16 protein-coding genes and 1 pseudogene are annotated in these 20,116 nt (G+C 71.2%); 7 read left to right on the top strand and 10 right to left on the bottom strand.

Going from position 1 to position 20,116, the window contains the following annotated elements; translation table 11 throughout:
• Positions 1-39: 39 nt before the first annotated feature.
• Together ACFZBU_RS23755 and ACFZBU_RS23750 are read right to left on the bottom strand one after the other, a co-directional pair.
• The gene (locus ACFZBU_RS23755; protein ID WP_391585875.1) at positions 40-1,287 is read right to left on the bottom strand and encodes a cytochrome P450; all 1,248 of its coding nucleotides are present in this window, start codon (positions 1,285-1,287) and stop codon (positions 40-42) included.
• 94 nt (positions 1,288-1,381) lie between these two features.
• The gene (locus ACFZBU_RS23750) at positions 1,382-2,740 is read right to left on the bottom strand and encodes a glutamine synthetase family protein (protein WP_391585619.1); all 1,359 of its coding nucleotides are present in this window, start codon (positions 2,738-2,740) and stop codon (positions 1,382-1,384) included.
• Between the two features lie 181 nt (positions 2,741-2,921).
• Here ACFZBU_RS23750 and ACFZBU_RS23745 point away from each other — a divergent pair, with 181 nt between their 5' ends.
• Positions 2,922-3,728, top strand: a complete 807-nt coding sequence (locus ACFZBU_RS23745) for an acetoacetate decarboxylase family protein (RefSeq protein ID WP_391585618.1) — start codon at positions 2,922-2,924, stop codon at positions 3,726-3,728.
• A gap of 66 nt (positions 3,729-3,794) precedes the next feature.
• Here the strand turns inward: ACFZBU_RS23745 and ACFZBU_RS23740 are convergent, their stop codons facing one another.
• Positions 3,795-5,255, bottom strand: a complete 1,461-nt coding sequence (locus tag ACFZBU_RS23740; RefSeq protein ID WP_391585617.1) for an APC family permease — start codon at positions 5,253-5,255, stop codon at positions 3,795-3,797.
• 165 nt (positions 5,256-5,420) lie between these two features.
• On the opposite strand from ACFZBU_RS23740, the gene ACFZBU_RS23735 reads away from it, so the two are divergent.
• The gene (locus ACFZBU_RS23735; protein WP_391585616.1) at positions 5,421-5,993 is read left to right on the top strand and encodes a MarR family winged helix-turn-helix transcriptional regulator; all 573 of its coding nucleotides are present in this window, start codon (positions 5,421-5,423) and stop codon (positions 5,991-5,993) included.
• Between the two features lie 41 nt (positions 5,994-6,034).
• On the opposite strand, the gene ACFZBU_RS23730 is transcribed toward ACFZBU_RS23735, so the two are convergent.
• Both ACFZBU_RS23730 and ACFZBU_RS23725 read right to left on the bottom strand, forming a co-directional pair.
• Positions 6,035-6,736 carry a gamma-glutamyl-gamma-aminobutyrate hydrolase family protein gene (locus ACFZBU_RS23730; protein ID WP_391585615.1) on the bottom strand — a complete coding sequence of 234 codons (702 nt, stop codon included), beginning with the start codon at positions 6,734-6,736 and terminating at the stop codon, positions 6,035-6,037.
• A gap of 134 nt (positions 6,737-6,870) precedes the next feature.
• Positions 6,871-8,352 carry an aldehyde dehydrogenase gene (locus ACFZBU_RS23725; protein WP_391585614.1) on the bottom strand — a complete coding sequence of 494 codons (1,482 nt, stop codon included), beginning with the start codon at positions 8,350-8,352 and terminating at the stop codon, positions 6,871-6,873.
• A gap of 183 nt (positions 8,353-8,535) precedes the next feature.
• Here ACFZBU_RS23725 and ACFZBU_RS23720 point away from each other — a divergent pair.
• The 5 genes and pseudogenes from ACFZBU_RS23720 to ACFZBU_RS23700 all read left to right on the top strand — a co-directional run.
• Positions 8,536-9,993, top strand: a pseudogene (locus ACFZBU_RS23720) (aldehyde dehydrogenase); the annotation flags it as partial.
• 5 nt (positions 9,994-9,998) lie between these two features.
• The gene (locus ACFZBU_RS23715) at positions 9,999-10,916 is read left to right on the top strand and encodes a catechol 1,2-dioxygenase (RefSeq protein WP_391585613.1); all 918 of its coding nucleotides are present in this window, start codon (positions 9,999-10,001) and stop codon (positions 10,914-10,916) included.
• Positions 10,913-11,767 carry a fumarylacetoacetate hydrolase family protein gene (locus tag ACFZBU_RS23710; RefSeq protein ID WP_391585612.1) on the top strand — a complete coding sequence of 285 codons (855 nt, stop codon included), beginning with the start codon at positions 10,913-10,915 and terminating at the stop codon, positions 11,765-11,767. Before ACFZBU_RS23715 ends, ACFZBU_RS23710 begins: the two co-directional genes overlap by 4 nt.
• 66 nt (positions 11,768-11,833) lie before the next feature.
• Positions 11,834-12,022 (top strand): ferredoxin, encoded by a 189-nt coding sequence (locus tag ACFZBU_RS23705; RefSeq protein ID WP_391585611.1) that lies wholly within the window; start codon positions 11,834-11,836, stop codon positions 12,020-12,022.
• A 3-nt stretch (positions 12,023-12,025) separates the two neighbouring features.
• A complete protein-coding gene (locus ACFZBU_RS23700) occupies positions 12,026-13,213 on the top strand; it encodes an NAD(P)/FAD-dependent oxidoreductase (protein ID WP_391585610.1) in 1,188 nt (395 codons plus the stop codon).
• A 110-nt stretch (positions 13,214-13,323) separates the two neighbouring features.
• Here the strand turns inward: ACFZBU_RS23700 and ACFZBU_RS23695 are convergent, their stop codons facing one another.
• The 5 genes from ACFZBU_RS23695 to ACFZBU_RS23675 are packed head-to-tail and all read right to left on the bottom strand — an operon-like array spanning position 13,324 to position 18,864.
• The gene (locus ACFZBU_RS23695) at positions 13,324-14,574 is read right to left on the bottom strand and encodes an MFS transporter (protein ID WP_391585609.1); all 1,251 of its coding nucleotides are present in this window, start codon (positions 14,572-14,574) and stop codon (positions 13,324-13,326) included.
• Between the two features lie 10 nt (positions 14,575-14,584).
• On the bottom strand, positions 14,585-15,241 hold the full coding sequence (locus tag ACFZBU_RS23690; RefSeq protein WP_391585608.1) for a GNAT family N-acetyltransferase: 657 nt from the start codon (positions 15,239-15,241) through the stop codon (positions 14,585-14,587).
• The gene (locus ACFZBU_RS23685; protein ID WP_391585607.1) at positions 15,242-16,465 is read right to left on the bottom strand and encodes a type III PLP-dependent enzyme; all 1,224 of its coding nucleotides are present in this window, start codon (positions 16,463-16,465) and stop codon (positions 15,242-15,244) included.
• A 36-nt stretch (positions 16,466-16,501) separates the two neighbouring features.
• Positions 16,502-17,815 (bottom strand): DUF6271 family protein, encoded by a 1,314-nt coding sequence (locus ACFZBU_RS23680; protein WP_391585606.1) that lies wholly within the window; start codon positions 17,813-17,815, stop codon positions 16,502-16,504.
• Positions 17,797-18,864 (bottom strand): phytanoyl-CoA dioxygenase family protein, encoded by a 1,068-nt coding sequence (locus ACFZBU_RS23675; protein ID WP_391585605.1) that lies wholly within the window; start codon positions 18,862-18,864, stop codon positions 17,797-17,799. Before ACFZBU_RS23675 ends, ACFZBU_RS23680 begins: the two co-directional genes overlap by 19 nt.
• Positions 18,865-20,116 lie beyond the last annotated feature (1,252 nt).

Below are 20,116 nucleotides of genomic sequence, written 5' to 3'. Positions count from 1 at the left end.
CCGGACGCCGCCGAGGTCGCCGTCGGCCGGACGGCGGGTTCAGGCCGGGGTCACCGTCACCGGGAGTTCCTTGATGCCGTTGACGAAGTTGGACCGGACCCGGCGTACCTCGCCCGCGAGCCGGATGTCGGCGATCCGGGGCAGGAGTTCCTCGAACATGATCCGCATCTCCAGGCGGGCGAGGGCGTTGCCCAGGCAGAAGTGCGGGCCGCCCTTGCCGAAGGTGACGTGGTCCACGCCGCGGCGGGTGACGTCGAAGTCGTACGGGTTCTCGAACACGGCCTCGTCCCGGTTGCCCGAGGCGAACCACAGCACCACCTTGTCGCCCTCGCGGATCGACCGGCCGCCCAGTTCGGTGTCCCGGGTCGCGGTGCGGCGGAAGTGGTAGACGGGGGAGGCCCAGCGCAGGAACTCCTCGACCGCGTCCGGCATCAGCGCGAGGTTGTCGCGCAGCAGCGCCAGCTGCTCCGGGTTGCGCAGCAGCGCGAGCATCGCGTGCGAGATGGCGTGCCGGGTGGTCTCGTTGCCGGCCACGACCAGCAGCAGGAAGTAGTTGTCGAAGTCGTGCCGCGACAGCGGAACGCCGTCCGAGGGGGTCTGGTTGACCAGCCGGCTGACCAGGTCGGTGCCGGTGCCGCCGCGCCGTCGGGCGGCCAACTCCCGTCCGTACTCGAAGACCTCCAGCGAGGCGGGACTGCGGAAGGGCAACTCGCGGTAGCGCTCGCTCTCCGCACTCTCCAAAAGCACGTCCGCGTAGTCCGGGTCGGTGTTGCCGATGATCCGGTTGCCCCAGTCGATCAGCCTGCCGGTGTCCTCGCCGGGCACGTCCAGCATCTTGGCCAACACGTTGATCGGGAAGTCGGCGGAGACCTCGTGCACGAAGTCGAAGGTGCCCTTGGCCAGCGCGTTGTCCAGGGTGCGCGCGGTCAGCCCGCGCAGGAACGTGCCGTAGTCGGCGATCGCGCGCGGGGTGAACTGCTTCTGGAGCAGCCGGCGCAGCGCGGTGTGCCGCAGCCCGTCCGTTTCCAGGAGCGAGCGGCGGATGGCGATCTGCGAGTCGTCGACCTCCTCCAGGTTGGTGAACCGCGAGGAGGTGAAGGTCTGCGGATCGCGGTCGACCGCGACGATGTCCGCGTGCCGGGTCAGCGCCCAGAAGCCGCTGTTGGGGGCCGCTTCGGGCTGCCAGTGCACGGGGTCCTCGCGGCGCAGCGTGTGGAACATCCGCCAGGGCGTCTCGCCGTCCACGAAGCGGTCGTTGTCGGCGAGGTCGATCTCGTCGAGCGGCATCGGCTCGGGGACCGCGGAGGCGGTGGTGGTGGTGCTCACGAAGGCTCCTCGCGGGGGATCGGCCGGGTGCGCGGGGGCGCCGGCGCGGGTGGACTCACAGGTGGTAGGCGTACTCGGTGAACTCCCAGTCGGTGACGTGCCGGCGAAAGCGGGCGACCTCGTCGCGCTTGTAGGTCGTGAACGCGTCGGTGAACCGCGCGCCGAGCAGCGCGGTGAGTTCCGTGTCGGCCTCGAACGCGTCCAGTGCCTCGGCCAGGGTCGCGGGCAGGATCGGCGCCTTGGCGGCGTCGTACCCGTAGCCCTCCAGCGGTGGCGGCGGGCTCGCCTTGTCGCGCAGTCCCAGGTGGACCGCGGCGAGCACGCCGGCGACGGCCAGGTACGGGTTGGCGCTCGCGTCGCCGAGCCGGATCTCCAGACGGGCGCCGGCGCCGCGCTCGGGTGGGATGCGGACCATCGCGCTGCGGTTGTCCAGGCCCCAGTCGATCAGCCAGGGCGCGAGCGTGTCCGGGCCGAACCGCTTGTACGAGTTGATCGTCGGGTTCAACAGCGCGGTGAGCGCGGGGGCGTGGGCCAGGACGCCGGCGATCGCGTGGTGTGCGGCGGGAGACAGGCCGTGCGGGCCGGCCGGGTCGTCGAAGGCGTTGGCGCCGTCCGCGTCCAGGCAGCTCAGGTGCAGGTGGAAGCCGGAACCGCCCTCGTCGTTGAAGGGTTTGGCCATGAATGTGGCCAACCTGCCCTCCAGGCGCGCGAGTTCCTTGATCGCGGCTTTGAAGCGGAAGGCCCGGTCGGCGGCGTCCAGCGCGTCGGAGTGGTCGAGGTTGATCTCGAACTGGCCGGAGCAGTACTCGTGGTTGCCGGTGGTGACGCCGATGCCCAGCGGACCGAGGCTGCGCAGGGTGCGCAGCAGGTGGCCGTCCGGGTCGCCGCGGCGCCCGGCCACGTAGACGTTGCCCGGCGCGTCGCCGTACCGCCGCCAACCGCCCGTGCGCCGCGGGTCCGGTTCGCACAGGAAGTACTCCAACTCCGGTCCGACGACCGGTCGCAGGCCCACCTCGTCGGCCATCCGGGCCAGCACGTCGCGCAGCAGCGAACGGGGCGCCTCGGCGGCGGGGCCGTTGCCGGCCGGGTCCGTGGTCTCGCCCAGGCACCACGCGACGCCGGGCTCCCACGGGATGTCGACGAGGGTGTCCAGGTCGGGGTGGACGCAGATGTCCGGCAGTCCGACGTCCATGCCGCCGGCCACCGGCACGGTCTCGCCGCGCGGGGTGGTGTGGAAGACCGCCCGGCAGAACGCCAGACCGTGTGCGCACACCGAGGGCAGGTGGTCCACCAGCACGTCGCGTCCGCGATCGGTGCCGATCAGGTCCGGGTAGGCGATCCGGACCACGTCGATGCCGCGTGCCTTGAGGTCGGCGACGACGGCGTGGGCCCGGTCCGCTTCGGATGGATTCACCGGATTCTCCTCGCACAGGACGGGCGACGGCGGGACGGCCGATTCGTTTGAGCCCAAACCATATGGACGTGGCAGACGTCGCACAAGGGGTTGAGGGCAAGGCTTTGCGTGCGTGACAACGCGCTGCGGGAGGCATATCGTACGGACCCAAACGATTGGCACGTTCGCAGAGGGAGGCGCCATGACCGGCGTACACGGTTTCTTCCACCCCAAGACCGGCACGGGCCGGTCCTCGCTGATCCCGGCACCGCCCTGGTCGTACTCGGGCGACCTGCTCACCGTCGAGTACCGCACCGATCCCGCGCGGGTCGCCGAGCTGCTGCCCCCGCAGTTGGCGCTCGCCGAGGAGGACCCGGGGGCGGTGGCGCTGATCTGGGCCGACTGGCAGTCCTGCTCGACCGGCCGCGCGGAACTGCTCGATCCGGTGCGCGCGCAGTACAAGGAGTGCTTCGCCGTGGTGCGCTGCCGGTATGCGGGGGTGACCTACTCGCGCTGTGTGTACATCTGGGTCGACAAGGACTTCGCCATCGCGCGCGGCCTGCACCAGGGGTATCCGAAGAAGCTCGGCTCGATCCACCAGACCCGGCCGCACCCGTACGGCCCGGCGCCGCGGATCGAGGCGGGCGCGAGGTTCGGCGCGACCCTGGCCGCCGCCGACCGCCGGTTGGCCGAGGCCGTGGTGACGCTGCGCGAGCCGTCGCCGACCAACGGCTTCGTCAACGGGCACCCGATGGCCCACCACCGCTGGTTGCCGTCCATCGAATCGGGTCGGGGTCCGGCGCTGGACGAACTCGTGGCCACCGGCGCCGAGTCCGCCGAGGGCGGGCAGGCCTGGACCGGCGACGCGGAGTTGACCCTGTTCGAGGCGCCCACCGAGGAACTGGCCCGACTGGAGCCGGTCGAGATGATCGGCGCCTACTACCGGCAGGTGGGCGTGGTCTGGAACGGCGGCACGCTCTTGGAGAGCGGCGGTTCGGGCGCGGCATAGCGGGTGGCGACGAACGCGCCGGGGCCCGGTACCCGACGGTGCCGGCCCCGACGCGTGGGCCGCCGGTCAGCTCCGGCCGCGCCCGATGCCCGCGTACACGCCCGGCCGGGCCGCGCGCAGGTACAGCGCGAACAGCGCGCCCACCACCCCCGCGCCGAGCACCAGCGCGGGCAACACCCAGCGCAGCACGGAGCCGGAGTCCACGCCGAGCAGGACACCGAAGTTGTCCAGCGCGGCGACGAACACCGCCGCGAGCAGCACCGCCGACCCGGCGGGCGCGATCGACCGGCTCCAGACACTCTCCCCGTCCGCGCCCCGCCGGAGGAAGAACGCGATCACCGCGAGCGAGGTCAGCACGAGCAACAGCAATACGCCCAGCGCGCCCAGGTTGGTGAACCAGTTGAACAGCGTCGCCATCGGGTCGCGATCGAGCGCGGCGAAGACGATCACCACCGCGGCGGCGAGCACGCTCTGGGTGGCCGAACCGATGTGCGGCGAGTCGTTGCGCGGGTGGGTGCGGCCCAACGCGGAGGGCAGCACGCCCTCGCGGCCGAGCGCGAAGAAGTAGCGGGCGACCGCGTTGTGGAAGGACAGCAGGGCCGCGAACAGGCTGGTGATCAGGAACACCTGGGCCAGGTCGGCGAAGCCGGAGCCGATCCGGTCGCCGCCCAGCACGAAGATCAGGTTCGGCCCGTGCTCGGTCGCCGCCTCGACCGCCCTGTCGGTGCCGGCGCCGCTCATCAGGGCCCACGCGGTGACCGCGTACAGCACGCCGATCACGCCGACCGACACGTACGTCGCGCGGGCCACGGTGCGCCGGGGATCCGCGCACTCCTCGCCGTAGATCGCGGCCGACTCGAAGCCGGTGAAGGAGGCCATCACGAAGCAGAACGCCGCGCCCATCGAGCCCGAGGTCAGCGCGTCCCAGGAGAACGGGTGCAGCGACAGGCCGTCCGGCGCCCGGCTGAACGCGCCGATGTCGAAGATCAGTACGGTCACCGTCTCGGCGATCAGCAGCGCGGCCAACACCCGTGCGTTGAGGTCGATCCGCAGGTAGCCCAGCACACCCACGAGGACGATGCCGACCAGGACCACCACCCACCACTCCAGGTGCCAACCGAGCTTGGCGTCCAGGAAGTCGGCGGTGGTGAAGCCGAACAGGCCGTAGATGCCGATCTGCATCGCGTTGTAGGAGATCAGCGCCACGAACGCGGCGCCCAGGCCGGCCACCCGGCCCAGGCCCTGCGCGACGTAGGCGTAGAACGCGCCCGCGCCGGTGATGCGCCGACTCATCGCGGCGTAGCCGACGCTGAACACCGCGAGCAGCGCGGCCAGTACGAGGTAGACCGCGGGGATGCCGGAGGTGCCGGTGACCGCGAGGCTCTGCGGGATGCCGCCTGCGGCGACGGTGAGCGGGGCGGAGGCCGCCACCACGAAGAAGACGATGTGTGCGACGCCGAGCGAACCGCGCGCGGGGGCGGCCGTGGGGTCGGTGATGCCGTTCGTCGACGCTTGTCTGGTTGCCATGCCCGGCGCCTCCGAGGGGCGGGAACCCATTCGTTTGGGCCCGTACGATCTGCGGGTGCCGCTGATCGTACGGATGCAAACAGGTCGCCACAAGGACTAGATTTCGGGGTGCGGAAGGCGTATCGGGGCACCACCCGGACGCGGTCGACGAGGAAGGCGGAGCACGTGGTCGGCAAGCGGTCCATCACCGAAACGGAGAAGGCCGTCCAGGCACGACTGGGCGACATCCCGCTGCGGCGCGAGCAGATGGCCGCGGTGTCGAACATCTACCGCGCCGCCGCCGCGGTACGCCAGCACCTGGAGAACTCGGTGCTGCGCGACGCCGAACTCACCTGGACCGCGTTCACCGTGCTGTGGGAGGTGTGGATCTGGGGGGAGAGCGAGACCCGGCACGTCGCCGAGGAGGCGGGCATCTCCAAGGGCACGCTCACCGGCGTGGCCCGCACGCTGGAGTCGCGTGGCCTGCTCACCCGCGCCGCACACGCCACCGACGGCCGGCTCGTGCTGCTCTCGCTGACCCCCGCCGGCGAGGCACTGATGGCCAAGGTCTTCCCGGCGTTCAACGCCGAGGAGGCGTTCGTCACCGACGACCTCACCGCCGACGAGTGCCTCACCCTCGCCGACTCCCTGCGCCGCATCGTCGCCCGCCTCGAAGCCAAGGGTGAGGAACGCCGCCAGGACCTGCTCGGCGGTGACGCACCGAAGCCGAGGCGCGGGGGGCGGCGGGCGAAGGGCTGACCACGCAACCCTCGGCCGACGCGGGCCAATGAACGGTCGGGTCAGCGGCGGGCGTGGTGGTGGGCTGCCTCGGTGAGGGTGGTGAAGAGGGAATGTTGGGTGGGGTCGGTGTGGGCGGTGTCCTCGGGGTGCCACTGGACGGCCGTGAACCAGCCGGTGGGAGTGGTGGGTTCGAGGGACTCGATGGTGTCGTCGGCGGCGGTGCCGGTGATGCGGAGGCCGGGGGCCACCCGGTCGATGGCCTGGTGGTGGTAGCAGGAGACGTTCAGGTGTCCCGTGCCGGTGGCGTGGGCGATGGTCGAGTCGGGGGTCAGGGTGACCCGGTGGAGCAGGTGGCGGTGGTGGACGGGCATGTCCTGGGTGAGGGTGCCGCCCAGGGCGACGTTGACCACCTGGAGGCCGCGGCAGACGGCCAGGGTCGGCAGGCCGACCGCGAGCGCGTGCCGGGCGCAGGCGAGGTCGAAGGCGTCCTGCGTGGCGTCGACGTCGTACACCCGGTCGTGCACGGTGTCCGCGCCGTAGGTGCTCGGCGCCAGGTCGCCGCCGCCGGGCAGCAACAGGCCGTCCGCGCGGGCGAGTCGGGACGCGGCGCCGGCGGGCTCGGCCGGGTGCATCATGAACGGCTCGCCGCCCGCCGCGTACACCGCCTCGGCCAGCGCCCGGGCGGTCACCTCGGCGGCGTAGCGCAGGGCGGACGTGGTGGCCGCGAACCGGCACGGCATGGCGATCAGCGGACGGGTCACTGCGGTCTCCGCGGGTCTCGAAGGGCTTGACGGGCTTGACGGGCTTGACGGGCTCGACGGGCTCGACGGGTTCGACGGGTTCGAAAGGAAGGAGGGCGGGAGGGAGATGGGCGGGGGATGCGGGCGCGGTCGGGTCAGAGCCGGATCCAGGTGGTCTTCGGGTCCGTGTACTTCTCCAGTGCGTGCAGCGACTTGTCCCGTCCGTGGCCGGACTGCTTCATCCCGCCGAAGGGCACGTTCAGGCCGCCCTCCTCGTAGCAGTTGACCCAGACCGTGCCCGCCCGCACCGAGCGGGAGATCCGGTGCGCGGCGGACAGGTTCGTGGTCCACACGCCCGCCGCGAGGCCGTACTCGGTCGCGTTGGCGAGCCGGATCGCCTCGTCCTCGGTGTCGAAGGTCAGTACAGCGAGCACCGGACCGAACACCTCCTCGCGAGCCAACGCCATGTCCGGGGCGACCCGGTCGAACACCGTCGGCTCCAGGAAGTGGCCGGGCCGGTCCACCCGTTCCCCGCCGGTGCGCAACCGGGCGCCGGCCGCCTGCGCTCCGGCGATGTGCGCGCGCACCCGGGCCAGGTGCGCCGCGCTCACCAGCGCGCCCATCGTGGTGGCCGGGTCGAGCGGGTCGCCGATGCGCAGCGCGCGGGCCCGTTCGAGCACCGCATCCGTCACGTGCTCCGCGATCGAGGAGTGCACGAGCAGCCGGGACGGCGCGGTGCACATCTCGCCCTGGTTGAAGAAGACGCCCCACGCCGCGCTCGCCGCCGCGGCGATCGGGTCGGCGTCGGGCAGCACGATGTTCGGGGACTTGCCGCCCAGTTCGAGCCAGACCCGCTTGAGGTTGGAGTCGGCCGCATAGCGCAGGAAGTGTCGGCCGACCGCGGTCGAGCCGGTGAACGCGAGCACGTCGACGTCCGGATGCAGGCCCAGCGCCCGCCCGGCGGTGGGGCCCTCGCCGGCGACCACGTTGAACACGCCCGGCGGCAGGCCGGCCTCGGCGCCGAGCCGGCCCAGCCGCAGGGCGGACAGCGGTGACTGCTCGGCCGGTTTGAGAACGACGGTGCAGCCGGCCGCGAGCGCCGGGGCGACCTTCCAGGCGGCCATGGTGAGCGGGAAGTTCCACGGGACGACCGCAGCGACCACGCCCACCGGCTCGCGGGTGACCAGTGCGAGTGCGTCCGGGCCGGTCTGTGGGGCCTCGTCGATCAGCTTGTCGGCGACCTCGCCGTACCAGCGGAAGCAGGCCGCGACCGCGCGCAGTTCGATGTCGTATGCCTCGGTGACCGGCTTGCCCATCTCCAGCGCGACGGTCAGCGCGAGTTCCTCCCGGTGCGCCTCGATCGCGTCCGCGAACCGGATCAGCGCGCGACCGCGTTCGGCGGGCGCGAGTCGGGGCCAGACCCCGGTGTCGAAGGCGCGGCGGGCGGCGGCCACGGCCAGGTCCACCTCGCGCTGCCCGGCCCGGGCCGGTTCGGCCAGCGGTCTCCCGTCGCGCGGCGCGATCACGGTGAACGTGTCGCCGTCGCCCGCGTGGTCGGCGCCGTCGATGTGGTGGACGGTCACCGGGCGCAGCCGTGCCGCCCGGTCGAGCCAGTCCTGATGGGAGAGCCGCGCCATGGTGCCCGCTTTCGCCGACGAGATTGTTTGGGAGCAAACGATACAACGCGAGCCCGGTCGGCGGGAATGCCGCCGGAGCCCCACCGGCCTCGTCGGAACGCCGGGCGAAGCCCGCACGCCCCTTGACCGCCCCGATCGCAGCCGGCTAAATTGTTTGGGGTCAAACGACTTGGAGGCTTTTCCATGACCGAGGTCACCGTTGCGGGCGTCACCGTCGACACCCGGCACTGGATCGGTGGCGAGCGCGTCGGGTCCGCGGACACCTTCACCGACGTCTCGCCCATCGACGGCACCACCCTCGGCGAGATCGCCCGGGCCGGCCGTGTCGAGGCGGACGCGGCCGTCGCCGCCGCGCGCGCCGCGTTCCCCGCCTGGGCCGCCACGCCGCGCGCCGAGCGGGCCCGCCTCCTGCACGCCATCGCCGACGGAGTCGAGGCCAGGCTCGCCGACCTGGCGATCGTCGAGACCACCGACAACGGCGCGCTGCTGCGCTCGCACCTGCGCGGGGTGATGCCGCGCGTCGCCCACAACTTCCGCTTCTTCGCGGACTGGCTCACCGAACACCTGGGCCACGACGACTTCGACACCCGCGGCCACGGCAACCACGTCTCCTGGGACGCGGCCGGGCCGTGCGTGCTGATCACCCCGTGGAACGCGCCGCTGATGCTGGCCACCTGGAAGGTCGCCCCGGCGCTGGCGGCCGGCAACACGGTCGTGCTCAAGGCCGCCGAGTGGACGCCGCTGACCGCGTCGCTGCTCGCCGACATCACCGCCGAGGCGGGCCTGCCCGCCGGCGTGTTCAACGTGGTGCAGGGCTACGGCGAGGAGGTCGGCGCCGCGCTGACCGCACACCCGGACGTACGCCGGATCAGCTTCACCGGATCGGTGCCCACCGCCCGTCGGATCGGCGCCTCGGCCGCCGCCAACCTGACTCCGGTGAGCCTCGAACTCGGCGGAAAATCACCGCTGTTGGTCTTCGCCGATGCCGACCTGGACCTGGCCGTCGAACTCGCCGTCGAGCAGTACGACAACGCGGGCCAGGTCTGCCTGGCCGGGACCCGACTGCTCGTGGACGCCTCGATCGCCGACGAGTTCACCGCCCGCTTCCTGGCCAAGGCACGCACCCTGGTCCAGGGCGACCCGCGCGACGCGGCCACCGACGTGGGGCCCAACATCCACGCCGACCACGTGGAGCGGGTGGACGGTTTCGTCCGCCGTGCCCTCGACGCCGGCGCCAAGGCACTGCTCGGCGGCGGGCGCAACACCGACCTCGGCGGCCTGTACTACCGACCCACACTGCTCGCCGACGTCGCGCAGGACAGCGAGATCGTCCAGGAGGAGGTTTTCGGCCCGGTCCTGACCCTGCAGACCTTCGGCACCGAGGCCGAGGCGATCGGGCTCGCCAACGACACCCGATTCGGGCTCGCCGCCACACTGGTGACGGGGGATCGGGATCGTGCCCGGCGGGTCGGCGAGCAACTCGTGGCCGGGACGTTGTGGGTCAACTGCTTCTTCGTCCGCGACCTGAGGGCGCCGTTCGGCGGCGCCCGGCACTCCGGCATCGGCCGCGAAGGCGGCACCTGGAGCTTCGACTTCTACTGCGACGTCAAGAACACCGTGACCGCGCCGAACGGATGGCACTGACCATGGGCGAGATCGTCGGCGCGGGCATCCTGGCCCATTCGCCCACCATCATGTTGCCCCGCGAGGTCCGGTACGAACTCAACGAGGGCCGGGAGATCAGCCTGGTTCCGGCCCTGGCCCGGCTGCGCGCCGAGGTGTTCGAGCGGCTCGACTACGACACCGTCGTGGTCTTCGACTCGCACTGGGCGACCACCGTCGAATACGTGATCGCCGCACAGCCGCACCGCAGCGGGCTGTACACCTCGGAGGAACTGCCGCGCGGCATGCGGCAGATCCCCTACGACTTCGCCGGTGATCCGGAACTGGCCCACGCCACCGCCGCCTTCGCCGACCGGCACGGCACCTGGATCACCGCGATCGAGGATCCGTACCTGCCGATCCACTACGCCACCGTCAACCTGTGGCACCACCTCGGCGTGCCCGGCAAACGCTGGATGGGCATCGGCTGCTGCCAGACCGCGGACGTGGAGGACAACCTGCGGCTGGGCCGCGCGCTCGCCGACGGCATCGCGGCCACCGATCGCAAGGTGTTGCTCGTGGCCTCCGGCGCCTTCTCGCACACCTTCTGGAACCTGCGCGAACTGCGTGCCCACGAGGCATCCGACCCGGTGCACGTGCGCACCCCGCAGGCCCGGGCCGCCGACGAACAGCGGATCGCCTGGATGCGACGCGGTGACCACGCGAGCGTGCTCGCCGGCATGCCGGACTTCCTGCGGTACAAGCCCGAGGCGCGCTTCGGGCACTACCTGATGATGCTCGGCGCGCTCGGTGAGGAACGCTGCACCGCACCCGGCCGGCTGGTGGGCGACTACGAGAACGCCACCGGCACCGGCCAGGCCCACGTCTGGTTCGACCGACCCGACGGTGGCTGGACCACCCCCGACGCCCGCACCCCCACCAGCCAAGGACACGTCGCATGAGCAGCACCACCGAGTACCGCCGCATCCTGCTCGACGGCACGATCGTCGAAGTCGTGCGCGAGGGCGCCGAGTTGGTCGCCGCCGACGGTAGGCGTACCAGGGTCTCCGAGGCCCGGCACCTGCCGCCGGTCGAGCCCGGCAAGATCATCGCCGTGCATCTCAACCACCGCAGCCGGGTGGACGAGTTCGGCACCACACTGCCGCCCGCGCCGACCTACTTCCACAAGCCGACCTCGTCGTTGAATGCGCACGGCGGAGCGATCGTGCGTCCGGCCGGCTGCAAGTACCTCAACTACGAGGGCGAGATCGCCATCGTGATCGGCCGCACCTGCCGCAACATCGCCCCCGCCGACGCGGGCACCTTCATTCGCGGCTACACCGTGGCCAACGACTACGGCCTGCACGACTTCCGGGACACCGACGCGGGTTCGATGCTCCGGGTCAAGGGCTCGGACACGCTGTGCCCGCTGGGCCCCGGACTGGTCGAGGGCTGGGACTTCCGCGGCAAGACCCTGCGCACCTACGTCAACGGCATGGTGGCGCAGGAGGGTTCGACCGACGAGATGGAGTGGGACATGCACTACCTCGTCGCCGACATCGCCCGCACGATCACCCTCGATCCGGGCGACGTGCTGCTCTCGGGCACACCGGCCGGATCGCGTCCGGTGCAGCCGGGCGACGTGGTCGAGGTCGAGGTGGAGGGCTTGGGCCGACTCGCCAACCACATCGTCGAGGGCCCGACCCCGATCCGCACCGACTGCGGCGCGCAGCCCACCGAGTCCGAAGAGGTGCGCTCCACCGCACTGGGCGGCGACTGGGAGTTGCGCGGCATCCGCGCCCCGCGACGCTGACCGCCGGCGCCCCCGCCCCGCGTTTCGCCCACTCGACCCGCCCATCGATCGGAAAGGACCACCACCGTGAAGGTCGTCGTCGACATGGACCGGTGCCGGGACCACGGACAGTGCGTGTTCTCCGCACCCGAGGTCTTCCACATCAACGCCTCCGGCCGGCTGGAGTTCGTCGCCGACCCGGACGACGCGCTGCGCGACGCGGTCGAGGAGGCCGCCGACGTGTGCCCGCTCCAGGCCATCACGATCGAGGACTGAACCATGACCGCTCCCCGGGTCCTCGTGGTGGGTGCCTCCATGGGCGGCCTGCGGGCCGCGGAACAGCTGCGCGCAGCCGGTTGGGACGGCGGCATCACCGTGATCGGCGACGAGCCGCACATGCCGTACAACCGACCGCCGCTGTCCAAGGAGGCGCTCGCGCGCGGGGTGACGCACGCCGCGGTCGCCTTTCGGCTGCGGGCCGGTTGCGCCGACGTGGACTGGCGGTTGGGCCGACCGGCCGTCGGCGTCGACCTGACCGCCCGTACGGTACGGCTCGCGGGCGGCGAGTCGTTGTCCTACGCGGGCCTCGTGGTGGCCACCGGCCTGCGCCCGCGCCGGCTGACCTGCCCGGGACCGAGCGCGGGACGGCACGTCGTGCGCACCCTCGACGACGCACACCGGCTGCATGCCGCACTCGGGCCGGGCCGCCGGGTGGTGGTCGTGGGGGCCGGCTTCATCGGCTGTGAAGTGGCCGCGACGGCGCGCTCGCTCGGGGCCGAGGTGACGGTGGTGGCGCCCGAGCCGGAGCCGATGCACCGCCCGCTCGGCACCGACCTGGGCGCGGCGCTGCGCCGACGCCATCTCGCCCGCGGCGTGCGCTTCGAACTCGGGCACACCGTACGGCAGTTGATCGGTGATCGGCAGGTCGCCGGGGTGGTCCTGGACGACGGCCGGGAACTGCCGGCGCACGCCGTGGTCGAGGCGATCGGCGCGATCCCGAACACCGAATGGCTCGCGGGCAACGGCCTCGACCTTGCCGACGGGGTACGCTGCGACGCCCTCCTGCGAGTCGAGTCGCGCCCGGACGTGGTCGCCGTCGGCGACGTGGCCAGGTTCGCCAATCCGCGCTACGACGACGTACCGCGCCGGGTCGAGCACTGGAGCATCCCCACCGACAGCGCCAAACACGCGGCCCGCACGCTCGCCGCGTATCTGGCCGGGAGCGCGGACCGCGCGTCGACCCCGTTCGCACCGCTGCCCACGTTCTGGTCGGACCAGTACGACGAACGCCTCCAGTCGTACGGCGCTCCCGGGTTGGGCGGCGCGGACATCCGCCTCCTGGAGGGCGATTGGGACGCGGACTGCGCGGTCGGTTACCACCGCGCCGGCGCACTGGTCGGCGTGGTGGCGCTGGGCGGACGGGCGATCACCCTGGCCGCGAAGTACCGCCGGGAGCTGATCGCGTGACCGCGGGCCCGCGCCGGTAGCCGACCGCGTGCGAAGTATCGGCGGTGCGGGTCGACCGATCGCGAAGCACCGCCGGGAGCCGGTTGCCCCCACCCTCCCGGCGGCGGAGCTCAGGCGCCGGTGAGCGGCTCGACCTCCGTTCCCGGCTCGGGTCGCCCGTGCGGTTCGACCGCGGTGACCGACTCGGCCTCGTCCGGACCGGTCCAGCGGATCTGCGTGGCGCATACCGACACCAGCACCGCCGAGGCGGCCACCGCGCCCATGCCCCACACCAGGCTGCTGCCGCTCGCGATGAAGCCGATCAGCGCCGGCCCGGCGAGCAGGCCGGTCGTGCCCATGGCGGCCACCAGGGCCAGCGCGTCCGAGCCCGCGCGGGCCGCCGCCACGTACACGCACGGCGTCACCGCGGCGACGCCCAACCCGACACACGCAAAGCCGATCAGCGCCGGCACCACACCACCCACCAGCAGCGCGACCGCCAGCCCGACGCCGGCCAGCGCGCTGCCGACCCGGACGATCCGCCCGTCGCCCCAACGGCTGCGCCACCCGTCGGCGAACACCCGGGCCAGCACCATCATCACCGAGACCACCGCGATGCCCAGCGGCGCCACCTCCGACGCCGCGTGCGCGACGTCCTTCATGTACAGCGCCGACCAGTCGTTCATCGCGCCCTCGGTCACCGTGCCGAACGCCATCGCACAGCCCATCCAGATGGTGATCCGGGACGGCAGCGTCAACCCCCGCCGCTCCGACCGCGACGACTCCTCGGCCTCGGCGGATTCGGCCGCCGCTCGATCGTCGGTCAGCAGCCCGGGTCGGGCGTAGGCCAGGAGCAGCAACAGCAGTACGGCGGCGACCGCGAAGTGCGCGGCCAGGTTCGAGGTCAGCGCGTTCATCCCGGACGCGAGCAGTGCGGCGCACAACGAACCGGCGCTGAACGTCGCGTGCAGTTGCGACATCGCGGTGCGCCGGTATTCGACTTCGAGCGCGGCGCCCTGCGCGTTCATCGCCACGTTGAGACAGCCGACGGCGACGCCGTCGCAGCAGATGATCACCAGCGCGACCGGATAGTTCGGCGCGGCGGCCAGCGCGAGCAGGAGCAGGCCCAGCGCCAGGGCGGAGGACAGCGCCAACAGGCGCGAGCCCAGCCGCTTGGTCAACGCCGCGACGAGCGGAAAGGAGGCCGCCGCGCCCGCGCCGCAGGCCATCAGCAACAGGCCGACCTCGGCTTCGCTCAGGTCGAGTTCCGCCTTGATCGCGGGCAACCGCGATGCCCAGGTGGCGTATTGCAGCCCGAGAAAACAGAACAGTGCTGCGATCGCCACCTGTGCTCGGCGGAAGTCATCGCGAACGCGAAACATGTGAATCGGCCTACTTCGTCTTCCGGGGATGATCCGCGGACGGGACCATCGGCTGGCTTCGCCTTCTCGCATCGCGGTCCTCGTGCACCGCTTCGGACATGTACGTCGGATCGGCCGTGTACGTCGGACCGGCCGTGTACGCCGGACCGGCCGTGTACGCCGCCCTGGACGTGGACAGCGTTTTGGACATGTACACCGCGCCCGCGCCGTAACCGGGCGCGAGCGCCACCTCGGGGACGGCGTCGAAGGCGTTCGCCGACCAGAAGGCCTCGCTGCCGCCGACCGCGATCAGCGAGATGCGTTCGTACTTCTTCGCCCGGGCCGTCGCGGTCAGCCGGTGCAGGAGTTCGCGGGCCAGGCCGTTGCCCCGCACGTGCTCGGCGACGACGAGGTCGTGCAGGTGCAGATTGCGCGAGTGGTGGACCACGTCCTCCGCGCGGGACAGGTCCGGATAGCGGAACATCGGGTAGGGCAGGGCCAGTACGTAACCCGCGGGTCGTTGCTCGAAGTCCAGCACGAAGCACGTCCCGGGCGAGGAACGGGCCCGGGACTCCAGCGCGTGCCGCTCCTCGGACAGCGCGCCGGCGGAGTAGGTGGCCGCCTCCAGCGCGACGATGGCGTCCCAGTCGCCTTCGACGATGTGCCGGATGCGCACGTCGTGTCCCATCTACACCAGCCCTTCCGGAAGTACGTCGACGGCGGAGGAGGGATTCGGGTTCCGCGCCTGGTTGCCGGCGTCGTGGTCGCCGCCGACGCAGGTGTACGGAAGCGGAGCGAAGCCGTTGAATCCCCGGGTCGTGTAGCTGGTGACGTAGGCGCCGCAGGAGACGATCCAGACCGGATCCCCCGAGGCGACCGCCCTCGGCACCGGCACGAGGTCGTCCTCGTGCGGGTAGGCGTCGTCGCTGTCGCAGGTCGGGCCGGCGACGACGGCCGGTACGCACTCCGCGCCCTCGTGGGTGGGGAAGACCAGCCGATACTGCAATTCGTCCATCTCGTACAGCCCGTTGAACTTGCCGCAGCTCAGGTACAGCCAGAACTGGCGTTCGCCGTCCAGCTGCTCCCGGGCGGACAAGCGGGAGACCCGGGCCCGGATCGCGCCGTTGTCGGCGACGAACCAGCGACCCGGTTCCATCAGGAAGTGCAATGGCGATGCGGACACTTCGCGGAGCCGTTGGATGCCCTCGCGGATCACCACGAAGATTTTGTCCAGCGGCGGATCCAGCGGCCGCCCGCGCCGGTCCAGGTAGCCCAGGGCGGGCAGCCCGCCGCCGAGGTTGATGTGGTCCGGGGCGATGCCGCGTCGATTCAGGTCCGCGAGGACGTCCGCCAGTCTGTCGAAGGCGTCCTGCCAGGCTTCGGCGGTCATCTGTTGCGAGCCGACGTGGACCGACAGACCCGACGGGGTCAGACCCAGGGCCCGGGCCTGCTCCAGGACGAGGATCGCATCCGGGCCCGAGCAGCCGAATTTGCGGCTCAGGCCCCACAGGGCCCCGTCGCCGCTGGTGGCCAGCCGGCAGAAGACCCGGGCACCGGGGGCGTGCACGGCGACGGCCCGCACGTCCTCGACGCTGTCGGTGGCGAAGTCCCGGATCCCGAGCCGGTATGCGTCCCGGATGTTCCGGTCCGACTTGATGGTGTTGCCGTAGTGGATGCGGTCGGTCGGTACGCCGGTGGCGATCGCCTGCTCGATCTCGTGCGGACTGGCCGCGTCGAAGCCGGCGCCCTTGCGGGCCAGGCAGGAGAGCACCTCGTCGACGGGGCAGGCCTTCATCGCGAATCTGACCGAGATGTCGGGCAACTCCGCGAGCAGCGAGTCGTATCGCTCCTCGATGCCGGCGAGATCGAAGACGATGCGGTCCTCGGTGGAGGCCGCCAGGGCAGCGCGCATGTGTGCGTTTACGTGCATGATTGGGTCCGGGTCCCACTATCGGTGCGGTTCGTGGACGCTCGTGGCCTTGCTCGTGTGGATCAGTGCCGCCCACGCCTCGATCAGCAGCGCGAAGTCTTCGATGTCCGCCTGGGCCTCGTCGAGCAGGCGTGGGCCGCAGGCGGCCAGCGTGTCGGCGAACGCGGCGTATCGGCCGCCGAGGCTGCGGTAGGAGCGGTCGAGGCTGCGCAGACGGTGTACGTTCTCGGCGCGATCCGACCGGGCGGCGGCCCGGGCGAGTTCGGCGACCGCCGCGGGCCGAAGGCGCTGTTCGGCATCGAGCAGCGCGGCGCCGGCCGTCGCCATCTCGGCATAGACGGCGTTGAAGTAGAGCATCGACAGGAAGAACTTGGTCAGCCGCAACTGATAGGCGACGAAGCCCGAGTCGGTGCGTCGTTCCTCGGTGTAGAAGTTCACGATGTTGCGGTTGTGCAGCACCCCCGGCAACCGGGCGTCGTGCACCAGGTGCATGAGGAAGTAGTCGCTGCCGATGGTGTCTGTCGCCGGCGGCAGCGGCACCCGCTCGTACACCTCGTGCCGGAAGGAGATGTTGCACATGTCCAGCCGCATCGGGTCGACGATGGTCAGCGTCGAGTGATCCCGCACGAAGGGGTCGGTGCCCGCGCCGGTGAAGGACTCCTCGACCAGCCGCCGCTTCTTCTCCGGCGACCACTCGGTCGGTGCCCACAGACTGACGATGTCGAAGTAGGCTTCCGGGTCCAGACGTTGGATCTCGCCGATGTCCACCGACAACTCCCCGACGAACGAACTGCCCGCCAATACCACGGGTTTGTCCGCGTGGGCCGGATCCAGCACGGTTTCGCTCACGCCGTACGCCGCGTCGCGGGCGCGCTTGCCGAGCGATGTCAGCTCGTGGTGGATGGGGAAGACCGGTTGCCCGTCCAGTGTCTGATAGTTGCTGTCCGAGTCCCGACGGTGGACCGAGGCGCACCCGAGTGCGGCGGCGATCAGGAAGGCACGATTGGTGCAGGCGCCGTAGGAGACCGCGGCGGGCAACATCAGGTCGAGGAACAGGTCCGGCCTGTCGACGCCGGATCGGTCGACCACCCGGCGCAGGAAGTTCCGCTGTGCGGCCTCGTCGAGATGGTGCACGATCACATTCGGCGTCGCGGGCGTCGCGTCGACGGCCTTGGCGTGGATCGCGAACGCGGACTCCTCGCAGGAGTCGAGGATCAGCAGATGCACCTCGACGTCGAAGTGCGTCGCCGCGTAGGCGGCCTCCTCGCCGATGGCGGATATCGTGGCGGCGCAGGCTCGGTTCGTGGGCAGGGTCAGGCAGATTTTGTGCATGCCGGCTCTCCGGTGAACTGGTCGGTGTCTTGCCCGCTCCAGGAGTCGAGCCCCAGGAGTTTCCTGCCGAGGTCGTTCAGCGTGGCGGTGCCGTACCTGAGCGATTCGTGCTTCGTGGCGTCGCCGACGAGCGTCTTGTTCCAGTCCGGTGTGCGCAGGTGACGCCAGGACTCGATCCGGGACCGACGTTGCTCGTGGTGGGATTCCAGGGCGGGCATCATGGACAGGTACTGGACCGCGCGCACACCGTTCGTGGAGGTGTTGCGGGCCACCCCGTGGGCGAGCATCCCGTTCCAGATCAGCAGGTCGCCGGCTTCGAGTTCCGGTCGGATCACCGGGAACTCGTCGCGGTCGGCGGCGGGTCGGATCGGATCACGATCCGCGGGCTGGCCGGCCTTCCACTCGCCGAACCGGCGGAACAACTCGGGCGAGCACTGGAATCCGCCGTGGTCCGGTCGGGTCGCGTCGAGCGCGATGATGCCCTGTACCCGTTGCGGCGGCACATCCTGGGTGGTGTCGACGTCCCAGTGCAGTTCGATGTCGAAGCCCTTGTCCGTGGGCGCGATGTGCGCACGATCGCGGTCCCGGATATTGGGCGGGTTCAGGTTGAGGCGGTCCAGGGTCACCCACAACTCTTCGCAGTCCCACACGTCGACGAACGCGTCGTAGACGCGCCGGGTCTGGCGGCTGTCCCAGATGAGCTGATGGTGGTAGGCCTCGACGAACCCGTAGATGTGCAGTTCCCGGTCCAGATCGGAGCGGAACTGCCGATCGTCGCGGTACCAACTCTCCGGCCGGGACGGGTCGAGCCCTTGGAAGTCCCATGCGAACTCCAGCAGGCGGGCCGCCGCAGCCGCCGGGATGGCCTCCTTGACCACGACGTAACCGTAGGTCTGCCAGAAGTCGAAGTCCTGCTCGGACAACACCCGCAGCGGCCGGGACTTCTTGAGGTCACGCAGCGGGGTCGGAGCCAGATACGTCTCGCCGTCCGCGCTGAAGTAGGGGATGTCGGAGGCTGCTCGATACGGATAAGGGTCGGGCGTCGGCATGTGATCACTCCAAGGCGCGAGATTTTTCCGTGGCTGAGCGCACATCGACCGCACTCTCGGCGGTTGATCGATCGGATGTCGGATGTCGGACGTCGGATAGCGGGTGTCAGGGCGCCGCGGCCGGCACCGGGAACGGCTTCGACCGGGTCGCCGTCGCCGTCCGGGATCGCCGGCCCGGCGGGCGGCCGCGCCGGATCCGTGTCATGGCATGGTGAAGCAGCCCTTCGCCAAGGGCAGTTCGCGCACATCGGAAGGACGTGACCGAGGACCGCTATCCCGGTCGGCGGAAGTCGCGTCGCGGACCCGCCGGGATCCGCCGGACAGGGCCGCGGCAGCCGCGGTGCGGCCCCCGGCGGTGACCGTCCACCGGCCCGCCGGCGGGCGCCGATCGGCAGATGGATGAGCGGTTCGTGGTCCCTCGCCGCGCCGGGCGCCGGACCCATGCTGCGGTGTCGTGAAGAGCTGAACGGGCCTTATGCCAAGCGGACTTGGTAAGAGAGCGCACTGCCGCCCCCGGCCGGTCGCGCTGCGGAGGTCGTGGTTCTCCGCGATGACAGAGCCGGGATTCCTACCTCCTTGTACTCGGTGCCCGTACGGGTCGTGGAACGCCCGCGGCGGACGCGCGGTGCCGGCCGCGGCCGGTCCGCTTGGTCGGCGGACAGCCATGCCGGGCACACCTCTCCGATCCCCGTTCCACTAGGTTGGTCTAGACCAACTTTCAGTGTCAACCCCCGCGTTGATCCTTTTTGCAGCCGTCCGTTGACGTGTGGTGACGGATGCGCTTCGTGCGTCGGGGCGCGCGGGCAGTCGATGCGAAGGGCGGGATGATAGACCAACGTCGGTTATGAATAAGGGAGTTCGTTCTCAAGATTGGATGAACGCGGCAAGCGGCCGGCGTGGTGCGGCCGACCGGCCGGTGGCGGTGATCGCGGCTGCGGCCGGCTGGTCGGGCCGCCTGCTCGACGTGCCCGATCGCGTCTGGCCGGCACCCCCGGGCGGCTCTGCGCCGGTGCCCGACGATGCCGCGACACGCCGCGACACGCCGCGATCTACTCACAGGATCAGAAGGAACTCGAAAGATCCGCCGCTACACAAGGTCGTCACCCGTGTGCCGGGAGTGCTCGCGCCCGATCGGACGGCGCAGGCGCACACCGCCGACGGACGCCGAGTACGTCGCCGACCCGGCCGGATCCGGCCACCCGACAGACGGGGCGCGACCGCGCGACGTGTTTCGGCCGCCGGGGCTCACCGA

Source organism: Embleya sp. NPDC008237 (assembly GCF_042956465.1).
Classification (GTDB): domain Bacteria; phylum Actinomycetota; class Actinomycetes; order Streptomycetales; family Streptomycetaceae; genus Embleya.
Note: the sequence above shows the minus strand (reverse complement) of the source record. Positions and strands in the feature narration are given on the sequence as shown.